A 14,845-nucleotide genomic window follows, 5' to 3' on the forward strand; every position below is an offset into this window, starting at 1 on the left:
TTTACTGCCAGTCGGACAGCTGAATCACGCGTCCGCCCGCCGGAATGTCCTCTTCATCGTGCGTGACCAGCACCACCGGGATATTCAGGGCACGAACCTCTGCGAATACCCACTCCCGAAACGTCACGCGCAGGGATTTATCCAGACGACTAAAAGGCTCATCCAGCAACAGCGCGCGCGGCTGCGCCAGCAGGGCACGCAGCAAACTGACGCGACTGCGTTCACCGCCCGACAGCGTGGCCGGATCGCTGGCATAAAACCCGGCCAGACCGGCGCTGGCAAGTGCCTGTTCAACCCGCTCACGGCGTGCCGTGCGGATATGCGCGGGAAGCGCCAGCATCAGGTTCTGTCCGACGCTAAAGTGATCGAACAAAAGCGCGTCCTGGAACAAAATGCCGATCCCGCGTTTTTCAACCGGGCGAGTATCGAGCTGCTGATCGTCAAGCCACAGCTCGCCATGAGCGTGAAAATCGGCGGAGAGGGCGCCCACCAGCCAGGCAAAAACGGTCGATTTTCCGCTGCCAGAGGGGCCCATCAGCGTCAGAATTTCTCCGCGCTCAATACTGAAACTGGCATTGCGCAGCAGCGGTTCGAGGGTGAGATTTTTGACCGTCAACATTACCGTAACCCCTGTCGATAGTAGCCAGCGAGCCGCGATAAACCGGCCGCCAGCCCAAACGCGGCGGCGGTAAGCGCCAGAAGCCATAAGGCCTGGCTCGCCAGAATGGCGCTGCTACCGCCGCTGCTAAGGGACACCGCTTCGGTGGTCAGCGTGGCAAATCGCCCGGCGCCGAGCCACAGCGTTGGCAGATACTGCGCCATGCTCACGGAAAACCCGGTGGCAAAAGCAATCAGGATCGGGCGCACCAGCAGCGGGCATTTGATTTTAAAAAACAGCTGACTGCGCGACAGCCCGAGGGTTTTAGCGATCAGGATCAGGCGCGGATCGAGCCTGCGCCAGGCCGGCTGCAGCACCAGCAGCGTCCAGGGCAGTACCCACAGTAGATGCCCCCACAGCACCGCCAGAAAGCCGCCGTCAAAACCCAGCGCGAGTGCCAGACGGTATTGCCCGGCGACGAGGGGCAGGGCGGGCAATGCCAGCGGCAGCCACAGCCAGAGCGTTCCGCGCGACGGACCCCACTCCAGCCAGAGCAAAATAATCGCCAGCGCAATCAGCGCGGAAAGCAGAGCAAACGAGAGGCTGGCGTGAAACGGCGCCAGATCGAACTCGCGGTACTGCGCCAGCAGGAGCAGCGCTCCGGCACACAGCAGCCCACAGAGCGGCAGCAGCCAGCCAAGCGCCGTTCCCGTGACGGGCGGACCGGCGTTGTGGCGGTGACCGGACGTGGCGGGCAGCGTGCGTCGCCAGGCTTTCCAGAGCGCAAAGCCCACCACGGCAAACAGCGTCAGCAGGAGCAGCAAAACCAGACACAGTAGCGTGCCTTTGATTTGCTGCTCCGCATCGCCCTGGCTCAGCCACTGCCAGGCCAGCACCGCCAGTGTCGGCGGATTGCCCGGCCCGAGAATGATGGCGATATCCACCACCGACAGAGACCAGGCCACCACCGCCAGCATCACTGCGCCCAGTGCCGGGGCAATGGTCGGCAGAACCAGCCAGAACAGCCCCTGAATGCGGGAATAACCGAGGCTTTGCAGCACCACCATTTTCTGCGCCAGGGTCTTTTCCGGTAGCACTGCGTAAATCGCCCACAGCACGAAGGCACTCTCTTTCACCGCCATTGTCGCACCAAGGCCTATTCCATAGGGATCAAGCAGCGGCGAACAGGCGCTACAAAGCTGATAAACGGCACCGCCTTCGGCAAAAAGCAGCAGCACGCTGGTGGCGAAAGCGACATGCGGCACGGCGAGTAACCATGGCAGGCGGCCATTCATCTGCTGCCAGCGTTTGCCGGGCCAGAGGGCAGACAGGATACAGAGCGCAATAAAAAGCGAACCGAGGGTGGCGAGGGTCGTTGAGACCAGGGTGGCGATCAGCGCCTGCGGCAGCTGCGGATCGCGAAACAGGGATTGCCACCCGGCGGCAGAAAATGCAGGGGACAGGAGCATGGCGGTGGCGGGAAACAGCGGCGCGTAAATGGCCGCCATTGCCAGCCACACCAGCCAGCCTAGCGGGTGCCGTAGCGACGCAGCCATTCCTGCTCCAGAGCATTCACCCACGCCGCGTGTGGCTCAGGTAGCATGACGGGTAAACCGACCGGGATAAACTGGCGCAGGGCGTGAGCCTGATCAGCGGGCAGTTTTTGCGGGTCCAGCACGCTCGGGTCGCCCCAGATTTTCGGGTCGGCTTTGCGACGTTGTGCGGGTGGTGACAGCAGGAAATTGGCCACCACTTTTGCTCCGGCGCTGGCGCTGCTGTTGGCAGGAATCGCCACGAAATGGACATTGCCAATTGTTCCGCTGGCAAAGCCGAAGCTTATGCTGTCAGCAGGTAACTCGCCGCTGGCCACCTTCTGCCGGGCGTGCGCCGGGTTAAAGGTCAGGGAGAGATTCAGATTGCCGCTGGCGAGCAGGGCATCCATTCGTGCCGGTGACGGCGGGAAATCTTTCCCTTCGCGCCAGAGCAGGGGATGAAGCTGGTCGAGATAGCGCCATAGAGGGGCGGTTACCGTGTCAAATGTTTGGGGATCGGGCGCGGTTTTTAACGCATCGGGTGTTGCCGTCAGGTTCAGTAACAGCTGTTCCAGAAAAGCGGTGCCAGTAAAATCGGGCGGGCGCGGATAGGTCACTTTACCGGGATGCTGTTTCGCGTACCCGAGCAGGGCGGAAGGATCGCGCAGTGGCTCAGGCAGCAAAGTCTGTCGCGAGATAAACGTCAGTTGCGCCGCGCCCCACGGGGATTCGGCGCCGTCGGTGGCGATGGCAAAATCCTCAGTCACCGGTTTGGTGGTATCGACATACCGCCAGTTGGGGAGCATTTGCGCCCAGCCGCTTTGCAGCAGATTCGCCTGCTTCAGCGTGCGGAAGTTCTCGCCGTTGACCCACAGTAAATCGACCGAACCTTTGGTGGTTCGCCCGGCGCGGGATTCCGTCTGGATACGTTTGACCGCATCGGCGGCATCCGCCAGATGCACAATGTTGAGGGTAATAGCATAGTGAGTTTTCATCTCATCGCTTACCCAGTCGAGATATCGATTTACCGCCGGATCGCCACCCCAGGCGTTAAACCAGACGGTCTGCCCTTTGGCTTCCTGTTGAACGGTTTGCCAGTCGCTGGCGGCGAGCACCGGAGTTGCCAGCAGCAGCCCGGTCAGAAACACGCAATAACGCACACGGCGCATAATGCCTCCCTGTTAATGAGATGAAGGGGTGAAGCGAGAAAACAGCCAGCGAGCGATCAGCGGCAATAACCCTAACAGTGTAAAGGCGATCAGCACTCCCGGCGACAGAATATCGCGCAGAGAGGTCAGTTGCCCCAGTTCGCGCCCGGCGTTGAGGAAAACCACCGTCGCCGGCAGCATCGCCAGCTGGCTAACCCACCAGTAACGCGCCACGCTGAGAGAGGTCAGCCCGCAGAGCAGATTAACCAGAAAAAACGGGAACACCGGCATCAGGCGCAGGGCAAAAAGGTAAAACGCGCCATCGCGTTTCACCCCTTCATTCACCGTCTGCATCGGTTTCGCAAAGCGGCGCTGCACCCAGTCGCGCAGCACATAGCGGCTGGCGAGCATCGCCAGTGTCGCCCCCAGCGTCGAGGCAAAAGAGACCAGCATCATCCCCTCCCAGAAGCTGAATAACGCGCCGCCAAGCAGCGTTAACAGCGCCGCACCAGGAATCGAAAAGGTGGAAATCAGCACATACAGGGCGAAATAGAGCGCGGCACTTTGCACCGGGGCGCGGTCGACGTTATCCAGCAGCATCAGCCGATGGGCGCGGATCGCATCCAGGGAGAGAAAGCCCGGCGGCAGTTGCGTGATGAGCAAAGCAAATGCGCCCAACAGGGCGCACAGGAAGAGGATTTTTGACGCGTTCACCGGCACTTACAGCTTGAATTTCGCCCAGACCGGCGCGTGATCGGACGGTTTTTCCATGCTGCGAATATCGTAGTCGATCCCGGTTTCGATGCAGCGCTCGGCCAGAGGCTGGCTTGCCAGCAGCAGGTCGATGCGCAGGCCACGGTTATCGTCGAAGCCTTTTGAGCGGTAATCAAACCATGAGAAGCGATCCTGCGTCTCCGGGTTGGCGGTGCGGAAGGTGTCTACCAGGCCCCAACTCATCAGGCGATCCATCCACTCACGCTCTTCCGGCAGGAAGGAGCATTTACCGGTGCGCAGCCAGCGCTTGCGGCTGTCTTCGCCAATGCCAATATCCAGGTCCGTCGGGCTGATATTCACGTCGCCCATGATCAATACCGGATTCTCTTTGTTCAGCTCGGTGTTCAGGTAATCCTGCAGATCCTGATAGAACTTCGCTTTTGCCGGGAATTTGGTCGGGTGGTCGCGGCTTTCGCCCTGCGGGAAGTAGCCATTGATAACGGTAATATTACCCAGCGGGGACGGGATCTCCGCCATGATAATGCGGCGCTGTGCTTCACCGTCATCGCCAGGGAAGCCGCGGCGGACCGAGACAGGCGTCTCTTTGGTTAACAGCGCCACGCCGTAATGGCCTTTCTGACCGTGATAAAAGACGTTGTAACCCAGCTTCGCAACGTCTTCCAGCGGGAACATATCGTCGTGAACTTTTGTCTCCTGCAGGCCGATCACGTCAGGTTGATGTTGTTCAACAATGGCTTCCAGTTGGTGAGGGCGGGCGCGCAGGCCGTTGATATTAAAAGAGACAAATTTCATAGTCGCTGCCAGTGCAAGGTGAATAGTGCATGGATGGTAGCAGAATTTGCGCCGCCTGTTACCGGGTTAGACCAATAACTGCAACAGATCCTGCCGACGGTGCAATTTTTGCACCATTTCGATGCGTCTTGCCCTCAAAAGGGGCGTAAACGGTCAATAAATTTCGCGAGCGATCACAATTCCAGAATTATATTTTGCTTGTGAATAATATTTCTCGTTTTCGTCCCGCGAACCGCCGCTTATCGTAAAAATATTCACTTAATATGCATTAACAATGAATAACTCCATATCCTAACTCATTGATATTCTGTCCCGGCAACCCGTTTATGCAATTTTATCGCTGGCTGGCACGAACTCTGCAATCTACATTCACAGTGCAAACACTCAAATATTTAACATTTAAACAACTTATTATTTACCGGATGAGGTCGCTATGTCTCTGTCAATTACGCGTGAAAATTTTGATGAATGGATGATGCCGGTTTACGCTCCGGCGGCTTTTATTCCGGTACGCGGGGAAGGCTCACGCCTGTGGGATCAGCAGGGTAAAGAGTATATTGATTTTGCGGGCGGTATTGCCGTGAACGCGCTGGGGCACGCACACCCGGCGCTGCGTCAGACCCTCAACGATCAGGCGGCGAAGTTCTGGCATACCGGTAACGGCTACACCAACGAGCCTGCGCTGCGCCTGGCGAAAAAGCTGATCGACGCGACCTTTGCCGAGAAAATTTTCTTCTGTAACTCCGGTGCTGAGGCCAACGAAGCGGCCCTGAAGCTGGCGCGCAAATATGCCCACGACCATTTCGGCGCGCAGAAAAGCGGGATCGTAGCGTTCAAAAATGCCTTCCACGGGCGCACGCTGTTTACCGTCAGCGCCGGTGGGCAGCCCGCTTACTCCCAGGATTTTGCCCCGTTACCGCCGGACATTCGCCATGCGGTGTTTAACGATCTGCAGTCTGCAAAAGCGCTGATTAATGACAATACCTGTGCAGTGATCGTCGAGCCGATGCAGGGCGAGGGCGGTGTGGTTCCGGCAGATAAAGCATTCCTGCAGGGGCTTCGCGAGCTGTGCGATCAGCACAACGCGCTGCTGATTTTTGATGAAGTGCAGACGGGCGTTGGCCGTACGGGCGAGTTTTACGCCTACATGCACTACGGCGTCACGCCGGATGTGCTGTCGACGGCGAAAGCGCTGGGCGGTGGCTTCCCGATTGGCGCGCTGCTCACCACCGATAAATGTGCCAGCGTGATGATCGTTGGCACCCACGGCACCACTTACGGCGGTAACCCGCTGGCATCCGCAGTGGCGGGCCAGGTGCTGGATATCATCAATACGCCAGCGGTGTTAAACGGCGTGAAACAGCGTCACGACTGGTTTGTTGAGCGTCTGAATGCGATCAACAGCAAGGTCGGCATGTTCAAAGAAATTCGTGGGCTGGGGCTGTTAATTGGCTGCGAACTGACCGCTGAATTTGCCGGAAAAGCTAAACTTATTTCACAGGAAGCAGCAAAAGCGGGTGTGATGGTGCTGATCGCAGGCGCGAACGTGGTGCGTTTTGCCCCGGCGCTGATCGTCAGTGAAGAAGAGATCACCACCGGTCTGGATCGCTTTGCGCTGGCCTGTGAACAGGTGAAATCCGGGGTGTCATCATGATGGTCATCCGTCCCGTTGAGCGCGGCGATCTCGCCGGGCTTATGCAGCTTGCCGGTAAGACGGGAGGCGGGCTGACCTCGCTTCCTGCCGACGAAAAAACGCTGTCGGCGCGCATCGAGCGCGCCATCCATACCTGGCAAGGGACGGTGCCGAAAAGCGAACAGGGATACGTCTTTGTTCTGGAAGAGACGGAAACAGGAACCGTGGCCGGGATCTGCGCCATTGAAGTGGCGGTCGGCCTGAATGAACCCTGGTACAACTACCGCGTGGGGACGCTGGTTCATGCGTCGAAAGAGCTGAACATTTATAACGCGCTGCCGACGCTTTCACTGAGCAACGATCACACCGGCAGTAGCGAACTCTGCACCCTGTTTCTCGACCCGGCCTGGCGCAAAGAGGGCAACGGTTATCTGCTCTCTAAATCACGCTTTATGTTTATGGCTGCCTTCCGCGACCGCTTTAATGAAAAAGTGGTGGCGGAGATGCGCGGCGTGATCGACGAAACCGGCTACTCCCCGTTCTGGGAAAGCCTCGGCGAGCGCTTCTTCTCGATGGAGTTCAGCCGCGCGGACTATCTGTGCGGCACCGGGCAGAAGGCGTTTATCGCCGAGCTGATGCCGAAACATCCGATCTACACCCATTTCCTCACCCCCGAAGCGCAGGCCGTGATTGGCGAAGTCCATCCGCAGACGGCACCCGCGCGCGCGGTGCTGGAGAAAGAGGGTTTCCGCTATCGGAACTATGTCGATATTTTTGACGGTGGCCCGACGCTGGAGTGCGATATCGATCGCGTTCGCGCCATCCGTAAAAGCCGTCTGGTGACGGTCGCCGAAGGGCAGCCTGCGCCAGGCGAATTACCAGCCTGCCTGGTGGCGAATGAACAATACGATCATTTTCGCGCCATGCTGGTGCACGCGAATCCAAAATGTGAACGACTGGTGCTGACCGCAGCCCAGCTGGATGCCCTGAAATGTAGCGCAGGCGACACGGTGCGCCTGGTGCGACTCTGCCCCGAGGAGAAAACAGCATGAGTTTATGGATTAATGGCGACTGGGTGACGGGTGAAGGCGAACGCCGCGTGAAAACCAACCCGGTGGGTAAAGAGGCGCTGTGGACGGGTGCAGATGCCAGCGCCGCGCAGGTGGAACAGGCTTGCAAAGCTGCACGCGCTGCGTTCCCGGCGTGGGCCAAACAGCCGTTTAGCCTGCGTCAGGCGGTTGTTGAGAAATTCGCGTCACTGCTGGAGACCAATAAAGTCGAACTGACCAGCATTATCGCCCGTGAAACCGGCAAACCGCGCTGGGAAGCGGCGACGGAAATCACGGCGATGATCAACAAAATCGCGATTTCGGTGAAGGCTTATCACACTCGTACTGGCGAGCAGCATACGGAGATGGCCGACGGTGCAGCCACTCTGCGCCACCGCCCGCATGGCGTGCTGGCAGTCTTCGGCCCTTATAATTTCCCCGGCCATCTGCCGAATGGCCACATTGTGCCTGCGCTGCTGGCGGGAAACGCCGTGATCTTCAAACCGAGCGAGCTGACGCCCTGGAGTGGCGAAGCGGTGGTCAAACTGTGGGAACAGGCGGGTCTGCCGCCGGGCGTGCTGAACCTGGTGCAGGGCGGGCGTGAAACCGGTCAGGCGCTGAGCGCGCTGAGTGATATCGACGGGCTGCTGTTTACCGGCAGCGCGGGGACCGGCTATCATCTGCATCGCCAGCTGGCGGGCCAGCCGGAAAAAATTCTGGCACTGGAAATGGGCGGCAATAATCCGCTGATCGTTGAAGATCCTGATGATATCGACGCCGCCGTGCATCTGGCTATCCAGTCGGCGTTTGTCACCGCCGGGCAGCGCTGCACCTGTGCGCGCCGTCTGCTGGTTAAACGCGGCGCGCAGGGCGATGCGTTTCTGGCGCGCTTAGTGGAAGTGAGTGCGCGGCTAAAACCTGATGCATGGGACGCTGAGCCGCAGCCGTTTATCGGCGGCCTGATCTCCGAACAGGCGGCGCAGAACGTGGTCAACGCCTGGCGCGATCACGTGGCGCGCGGCGGGAAAAGCCTGCTCGAGCCAAAGCTTGTCCAGCCAGGCACGTCGCTTCTGACGCCGGGGATTGTGGAAATGAGCGCGGCGAGCGATGTGCCGGATGAAGAGACCTTTGGGCCGCTACTGTGCGTCTGGCGCTATGACGATTTCGACAGCGCGATTGCGCTTGCGAACAATACGCGCTATGGCCTGTCGAGCGGCCTGATTTCACCGGATCGCGAGAAATTCGACACGCTGCTGATTGAAGCGCGCGCCGGGATTGTGAACTGGAATAAACCCCTGACCGGTGCGGCGAGCACTGCGCCGTTTGGCGGCGTGGGCGCCTCCGGCAACCATCGCGCCAGCGCCTGGTATGCGGCAGATTACTGCGCGTGGCCGATGGCGAGCCTCGAAACTCCTGCGCTGACTCTGCCAGAAACCCTCAATCCGGGGCTTGATTTTAGTAAAGGGGATGGCCATGAAAGCGCGTGAGGTCAACTTTGATGGGCTGGTGGGGCTGACCCACCACTATGCCGGGCTGTCGTTTGGTAACGAAGCCTCGACGAAACACCGCTTCCAGATGTCGAACCCAAAGCTTGCGGCGAAGCAGGGGCTGCAAAAGATGAAAGCCCTGGCCGATGCCGGTTTCCCGCAGGCGGTGATCCCGCCGCAGGAGCGCCCGAACGTCGAGGTCCTGCGCCAGCTTGGGTTTAGCGGCAGCGATGAACAGGTGGTGGAAAAAGCCGGTACTCAGGTGCCGCATCTGCTGTCGGCGGCCAGTTCGGCGTCGTCGATGTGGGTCGCGAACGCGGCCACCGTCGCACCCTCGGCGGATACCCTGGATGGCAAAGTGCATCTCACCGTCGCCAACCTCAATAACAAATTCCATCGCGCGACGGAGGCGGTGACCACCGAGCGCGTGCTGCGCGCCATTTTCAGCGATGCGGAACGTTTTAGCGTCCACGAGGCACTGCCGCAGGTCGCCATGTTTGGCGATGAAGGGGCGGCCAACCATAACCGTCTGGGCGGCGATTATGGCGACCCGGCAACGCAGCTGTTTATCTATGGCCGGGATGAGAGCGGTCACCATGCCCCCGTGCGCTATCCGGCCCGGCAGACGCTGGCGGCAAGCCAGGCGGTGGCACGGCTCAATCAGGTGAATCCGGGGCAGGTGGTGTTTGCCCAGCAGAATCCTCAGGTGATCGATCAGGGTGTGTTCCACAACGACGTGATCGCCGTGTCGAACCGTCAGGTGCTGTTCTGTCATGATCAGGCGTTTGCTCAGCAGGATAAATTGCTGGCAAATCTTGCGGAACGCGTTCCGGGCTTTACGCCGATTCAGGTTCCGACGCACGCCGTGAGCGTGCAGGATGCGGTGGAAACCTATCTCTTTAACAGCCAGCTGTTGAGCCGTGACGATGGCAGCATGATGCTGGTGCTGCCCCAAGAGTCGCACAACCATCAGGGAGTATGGCGCTATCTGAGCGAGCTGGTGAAGGCCGATAATCCCATCAGCGAGCTGAAGGTTTTCGATCTGCGTGAAAGTATGGCTAACGGCGGAGGACCAGCCTGTTTACGTCTGCGCGTCGTCCTGACACAGGCAGAAATGCAGGCAGTAAACCCCGCAGTAATGATGAATGACACACTGTTTAACACGCTGAATAACTGGGTGGACCGCTATTACCGCGACCAGCTGACGCAGGCGGATCTGGTCGATCCGCAGCTGCTGCGCGAAGGGCGCGAGGCGCTGGATGCCCTGACCACGATCCTGCAGCTCGGTTCGGTTTATCCGTTCCAGCGCTAAGGAGAGAGCATGGAGAATTTACTGGCGCTGACGCTGGCCGATGAAACGCCCGCTGAAAAAGAGGGGGAAGGGACGTCGTTTCACTGGAAATGGCATGGGCGCGGGCTACTGGAACTGACCCCGTTTGAAGAGAGCGGCCGCGCGCTGGTGCTTTCGGCGGGTGTTCACGGCAATGAAACCGCACCGGTGGAGATTGTCGATCTGCTGATCCGCGCGCTGTTTCACGGGGATATCCACCTGCGCTGTCGTGTGCTGGTGGTGCTCGGGAACCCTGCGGCGCTGGCGCACAACAAACGCTATCTGGAGAGTGATATTAACCGGATGTTTGGCGGTCGCGCGGCGCAGTTTGCACCCTGTGAGGAGACGGCACGCGTGCCGGTGCTGGAAAACGCCGTCAGCGAGTTCTACGCGGCAGCCGGCCCGGACCGCTGGCATCTGGATCTGCACACTGCCATTCGGGCGTCGTATCACGTGCGCTTTGGCGTGTTGCCCCAGCGCGAGCAGCCCTGGGATGAACGGTTCCTGCAATGGCTGGGCGATGCAGGACTCGAAGCGCTGGTGTTCCATCAGTCGCCGGGCGGAACCTTTACCCATTTCACCTGTGAGCATTTCGGCGCGCTGGCCTGCACGCTGGAACTGGGCAAAGCGCTGCCATTTGGCCATAACGATCTGACGCGATTTGCCCCAACGCACCTGGCGCTGCGGGCGCTGCTCGCGGGCGTTGAGCCTGAGCCGCATGCCGAAGTGGTTGAGCGCTATCGGGTGGTGCAACAAATCACCCGTCGCAGCGACGCGTTCCGGCTGCACATGGCGGCGCATACCCTAAACTTCACGCCGTTCCGCCAGGGGATTTTGCTGGCAGAAGATGGCGATGAGCGCTACGAGGTGCAGAAAACGACGGAGTACGTGTTGTTCCCCAATCCGGCTGTGGCCTTTGGTTTACGGGCCGGACTGATGCTGGAAAAAATAGGTTGAGGCATAATTTCCCGCGTCTGACAGGGAGGCGGGAAATTATCTATTATGGCGATCGTGTAAAGTTTACAGATTATTCCTGGATACCTGCTTTATTATTAATCTCCAGTTCGCTATACTCTTTCACAATCTCTTTAAAATCAGCTAATTGAATATTTTTGTTTCAACTCTCCACGCTTTATCCTTAATTCCTCCACATTTGGTTATAAATTGTTTTTTACACTTTCATTGTTTTACCGTTGCTCTGACTAATTGACGATAAACCCCGTAAAGTTAATCTCGTCAACACGGCATAGCGCCGAAGAATAACTGAAAGTAAGGAAAACAATTATGCGTAAATTAACTGCACTGTTTGTTGCTTCTACCCTGGCTCTGGGCGCTACCAGCATGGCGTTCGCTGCGGATACCGCGACCACGACCGCAGCACCTGCTGAAGGCAAGATGATGCATCACAAAGGCAAGCCGGGTATGCATCACGACATGATGTTTAAAGACCTGAACCTGACGGATGCACAGAAACAGCAGGTACGTGACATCATGAAAAGCCAGCGCGACCAGATGAAACGTCCACCGCTGGAAGAACGCCGCGCAATGCATGACATCATTGCCAGCGACAGCTTCGATAAAGCGAAAGCCGAAGCGCAGATCGACAAAATGGCCGAGCAGCACAAAGCCGGTATGCTGGCCCGCATGGAAACTCAGAACAAGATCTACAACATTCTGACCCCGGAACAGAAAAAGCAATTTAATGCCAATTTTGAGAAGCGTCTGACAGAACGTCCGGCGCCAGAAGGTAAAATGGCTCCGCCTGCTGAATAACAGCACAACATATTAAGACCGCCGGAAACCTGTTCACAAAAGCGCATTCGCTGTGGACAGGTCCGGCGGTTTTTTCTTTCACACCCTCTTGTCTCGCGCTGCCATCACGGTATGCTCCTGTAGTCGGTTCAGAGAATGCTTAACAGAGTCAGGGCGTTAGAGTTTTTTTCACCATGAGCCTAAGGCCCCTTTGCATTGCTGCCGATAATACGTCTGTGATTACCTAACGATAACAATCAAGACAGCGACGCTATTGATATTGTCGCTCTGGTGCGATTGCGCCTTTCAGGAGTGGTGATGGAGTTTTTTGATATCCGCAAAATGCCGGTGAATCTCTGGCGTAATGGGGCGGGTGAAACCCGTGAGATTTGTTGCTTTCCCACTGCGACCCGTGATTTTCACTGGCGCGCCAGTATTGCTTCTATCGCCAGCAACGGCGAATTCTCTCTCTTTCCCGGCGTCGATCGGGTGATTACCCTGATTGAGGGCGGTGAAGTGACCCTCGATGCGGGCCAGACCTTTTGTCATACCCTGAAGCGTCACCAGCCATTTAGTTTTGCGGGCGACCATCCGGTGAAGGCGAAGCTCACGGAAGGGCAGATGTCGATGGATTTCAATATCATGACGAAACGCGATCGCTGCAAGGCCAACGTGCGGGTGGCGGATCGCACCTTTACCACCTTCGCCTCGCGCGGCGGCGTGGTTTTCGTTCTGAGCGGTGCCTGGCAGTTGGGTGACAAATTCCTCACCGCCGATCAGGGCGCCAGCTGGCAGGATGGCATACACACCCTGCGCTTACTGGAATCAGAAGGAACGCTGCTGTTCAGTGAGATTACGTGGCTGCCGGGTCACTAAGTTCAATGATTTCATACTGCCCGGAGAGCAGCGGCTTACAGAGAATTTTGTAGCCGTCCTGATCAAACCCGGCAGGCGTGCGCAGCAGGGCCGCGGCGTCGTTTAACGTGTCGACGGCCCCCAGCCACAGCCAGTTGTGAATAATGTGGTAGTGCGTGATGGCGTTGCTGGTCTCTTTCAGCGCAATGGCGCCTTGCCACGGCCAGCAGGTTACGCTGATCGCCGCCAGCCCGGCCTTTAACCTCATCTGATGATCTTCCACACTCTCTTTGCCGCAGCACGCCCCGGCGCAGCGCTTCAGCGCGGAACGAAAACAGGCGCGCCCGCGCGTAAGCGACTCCAGACCTAATAACCCGTAGCAAAGTTTCTCTGCATCAGCGAGAGATTGCAGCGCCTGCAACGCCGCGCGGCGGTTGGCGAACAGGCCGTATAAATTCGGCGCGTGGGAGAAATCAATCTCACGGGCGTAAACCACCTGCGGTTTGCCGTCGGTGATTTGCAGCGAGCACAGCTGGCGGTTGCGGCGCAGACGTTTATTGAACAGCGGTTGCTGTTCTTTGATCAACCGGGCTTCGAGCAGCAGCGCGCCCAGCTCCCCGGCGGTTTGCGTCCAGGTGATGCGCCGCGACTGGCGCAGCATCGCGGCCTCGTCGGGCGTGCGTAAATGCGATAACACCCGGCTGCGGATATTGACGCTTTTACCGATATAGAGCGGCATCGCTTCGCTTTCGCCATGAAAGAAATAGACGCCAGGCTGTTTCGGCAGTGCCTCCAGCCAGGGGCGAAGATGTTCGGGATATTCGTAGATAGCCCCCGCTTCAAATTCAAGACGCGGGGCAGATTGACGCCTGCTCACAAAAGACTCCTGATACTGTTCAGGCATACAGTGTAGCAAAGAGTGAGTGGTTAAAAAAGAGGCGGCTTCGTCTGGCGGGCTGTGTGCGTAGGGCTTACGGTCATCGCAGGGGTTAAAATAGGCCGGGTAAGCGTAGCGCCACCCGGCAATGCGCTTGGGGAATCAGCGTTTCCAGAAGTCGTCGAAGATGGTAATCGGCGTGCGTCGCTTGTGCTCGGTTTTCAGATACCAGCCTTCAATAGTGCGGGCGATACTCTCATCGAGCGTTTTGCCTTCCAGATAATCGTCGATATTGTCGTACGTCACTCCCAGCGCCGCTTCATCCGGAAGGGAAGGGCGATCGTCTTCCAGATCGGCGGTCGGCGCTTTCTTATAGAGGTGCTCCGGGCAGCCCAGCGCGGCAAGAAGTTGCTTACCCTGGCGTTTATTGAGACGGAAAATCGGGTTGATATCGGTACCGCCGTCGCCGTATTTGGTGAAGAAACCGGTGACCGCTTCCGCAGCATGATCGGTGCCGACCACCACGCCTTTGGTCATTCCGGCGATGCTGTACTGGGCTTTCATGCGCTCGCGGGCTTTTTCGTTGCCGCGAATGAAATCACTCAGCTCAATGCCGGCCTCGCGCAGCGCCTGTTCGCTGGCTAATACCGCGCCTTTGATGTTCACGGTGAGCACGCGATCGGGCTGGATAAAGGAGATTGCATCCTGGCAATCCTGCTCGTCGGCCTGGACGCCATAAGGCAGGCGCACGGCGATAAACTGCAGCGCGTCATCACCCGTCTCCTGACGTAATTCTGAGATCGCCTGCTGGCACAGTTTGCCGGTCAGGGTTGAGTCCTGACCGCCGCTGATGCCAAGTACCAGTGACTTCAGGAACGGATACGTTTTCAGATAGGATTTCAAAAAATCGACGCTGCGGCGGATTTCTTGATGAGCATCTATCGCAGGCGTTACGCCAAGCGCATGAATAATCTCTTGTTGCAGAGCCATTACGCCCTCCATTAGCAAAAACGAAGCAGAATGAGTATCCGTTAAAACTAACCCTTTGGGCGTAAAA

General features: G+C 58.2%; 14 protein-coding genes. 7 read left to right on the forward strand and 7 right to left on the reverse strand.

The window, feature by feature from the left end; translation table 11 throughout:
• Position 1: 1 nt before the first annotated feature.
• Genes ABIE11_RS01020 through xthA form a run of 5 tightly spaced genes read right to left on the reverse strand, consistent with a single transcriptional unit; the run spans position 2 to position 4,805 of the window.
• Positions 2-619, reverse strand: a complete 618-nt coding sequence (locus ABIE11_RS01020; protein ID WP_429183588.1) for an ATP-binding cassette domain-containing protein — start codon at positions 617-619, stop codon at positions 2-4.
• Positions 619-2,154, reverse strand: coding sequence for a thiamine ABC transporter permease (locus ABIE11_RS01025; RefSeq protein WP_429183590.1), 1,536 nt, complete (start codon positions 2,152-2,154; stop codon positions 619-621). The genes ABIE11_RS01020 and ABIE11_RS01025 overlap by 1 nt, the downstream gene beginning before the upstream one ends.
• A complete protein-coding gene (locus ABIE11_RS01030; RefSeq protein WP_429184256.1) occupies positions 2,127-3,290 on the reverse strand; it encodes an ABC transporter substrate-binding protein in 1,164 nt (387 codons plus the stop codon). The genes ABIE11_RS01025 and ABIE11_RS01030 overlap by 28 nt, the downstream gene beginning before the upstream one ends.
• 21 nt (positions 3,291-3,311) lie before the next feature.
• A complete protein-coding gene (locus ABIE11_RS01035) occupies positions 3,312-3,992 on the reverse strand; it encodes a TVP38/TMEM64 family protein (RefSeq protein WP_429183591.1) in 681 nt (226 codons plus the stop codon).
• Between the two features lie 6 nt (positions 3,993-3,998).
• Positions 3,999-4,805 carry an exodeoxyribonuclease III gene (gene xthA / locus ABIE11_RS01040; RefSeq protein ID WP_102103494.1) on the reverse strand — a complete coding sequence of 269 codons (807 nt, stop codon included), beginning with the start codon at positions 4,803-4,805 and terminating at the stop codon, positions 3,999-4,001.
• 433 nt (positions 4,806-5,238) lie between these two features.
• On the opposite strand from xthA, the gene astC reads away from it, so the two are divergent.
• The 7 genes from astC (at position 5,239) to ves (ending at position 12,932) form a co-directional block, all read left to right on the forward strand.
• Entirely contained in the window at positions 5,239-6,459 is a 1,221-nt protein-coding gene (gene astC / locus ABIE11_RS01045; protein ID WP_429183593.1) for a succinylornithine/acetylornithine transaminase, read from the forward strand.
• Positions 6,456-7,490 (forward strand): arginine N-succinyltransferase, encoded by a 1,035-nt coding sequence (gene astA / locus ABIE11_RS01050; protein ID WP_312069200.1) that lies wholly within the window; start codon positions 6,456-6,458, stop codon positions 7,488-7,490. The genes astC and astA overlap by 4 nt, the downstream gene beginning before the upstream one ends.
• Positions 7,487-8,974 carry a succinylglutamate-semialdehyde dehydrogenase gene (gene astD, locus ABIE11_RS01055; protein ID WP_429183595.1) on the forward strand — a complete coding sequence of 496 codons (1,488 nt, stop codon included), beginning with the start codon at positions 7,487-7,489 and terminating at the stop codon, positions 8,972-8,974. The genes astA and astD overlap by 4 nt, the downstream gene beginning before the upstream one ends.
• Positions 8,961-10,286 (forward strand): N-succinylarginine dihydrolase, encoded by a 1,326-nt coding sequence (astB, locus tag ABIE11_RS01060; protein WP_429183597.1) that lies wholly within the window; start codon positions 8,961-8,963, stop codon positions 10,284-10,286. Before astD ends, astB begins: the two co-directional genes overlap by 14 nt.
• A 9-nt stretch (positions 10,287-10,295) precedes the next feature.
• Positions 10,296-11,261: a succinylglutamate desuccinylase gene (gene astE, locus ABIE11_RS01065; RefSeq protein ID WP_429183598.1), complete on the forward strand. Its 966-nt coding sequence runs from the start codon at positions 10,296-10,298 to the stop codon at positions 11,259-11,261.
• A 327-nt stretch (positions 11,262-11,588) separates the two neighbouring features.
• Positions 11,589-12,077 (forward strand): ATP-independent periplasmic protein-refolding chaperone Spy, encoded by a 489-nt coding sequence (spy, locus tag ABIE11_RS01070; RefSeq protein ID WP_123429060.1) that lies wholly within the window; start codon positions 11,589-11,591, stop codon positions 12,075-12,077.
• A 297-nt stretch (positions 12,078-12,374) separates the two neighbouring features.
• A complete protein-coding gene (ves, locus tag ABIE11_RS01075; RefSeq protein WP_102103501.1) occupies positions 12,375-12,932 on the forward strand; it encodes an environmental stress-induced protein Ves in 558 nt (185 codons plus the stop codon).
• On the opposite strand, the gene cho is transcribed toward ves, so the two are convergent.
• Both cho and nadE read right to left on the reverse strand, forming a co-directional pair.
• Positions 12,910-13,788 carry an excinuclease Cho gene (gene cho / locus ABIE11_RS01080; protein ID WP_198520741.1) on the reverse strand — a complete coding sequence of 293 codons (879 nt, stop codon included), beginning with the start codon at positions 13,786-13,788 and terminating at the stop codon, positions 12,910-12,912. The genes ves and cho overlap by 23 nt on opposite strands.
• 162 nt (positions 13,789-13,950) lie before the next feature.
• On the reverse strand, positions 13,951-14,778 hold the full coding sequence (nadE, locus tag ABIE11_RS01085) for an ammonia-dependent NAD(+) synthetase (RefSeq protein ID WP_100780499.1): 828 nt from the start codon (positions 14,776-14,778) through the stop codon (positions 13,951-13,953).
• Positions 14,779-14,845: the final 67 nt, after the last annotated feature.

The sequence above is a fragment of the Lelliottia sp. 489 genome, from assembly GCF_050435885.1.
In the GTDB taxonomy this organism is placed as follows: Bacteria; Pseudomonadota; Gammaproteobacteria; order Enterobacterales; family Enterobacteriaceae; genus Enterobacter; species Enterobacter nimipressuralis.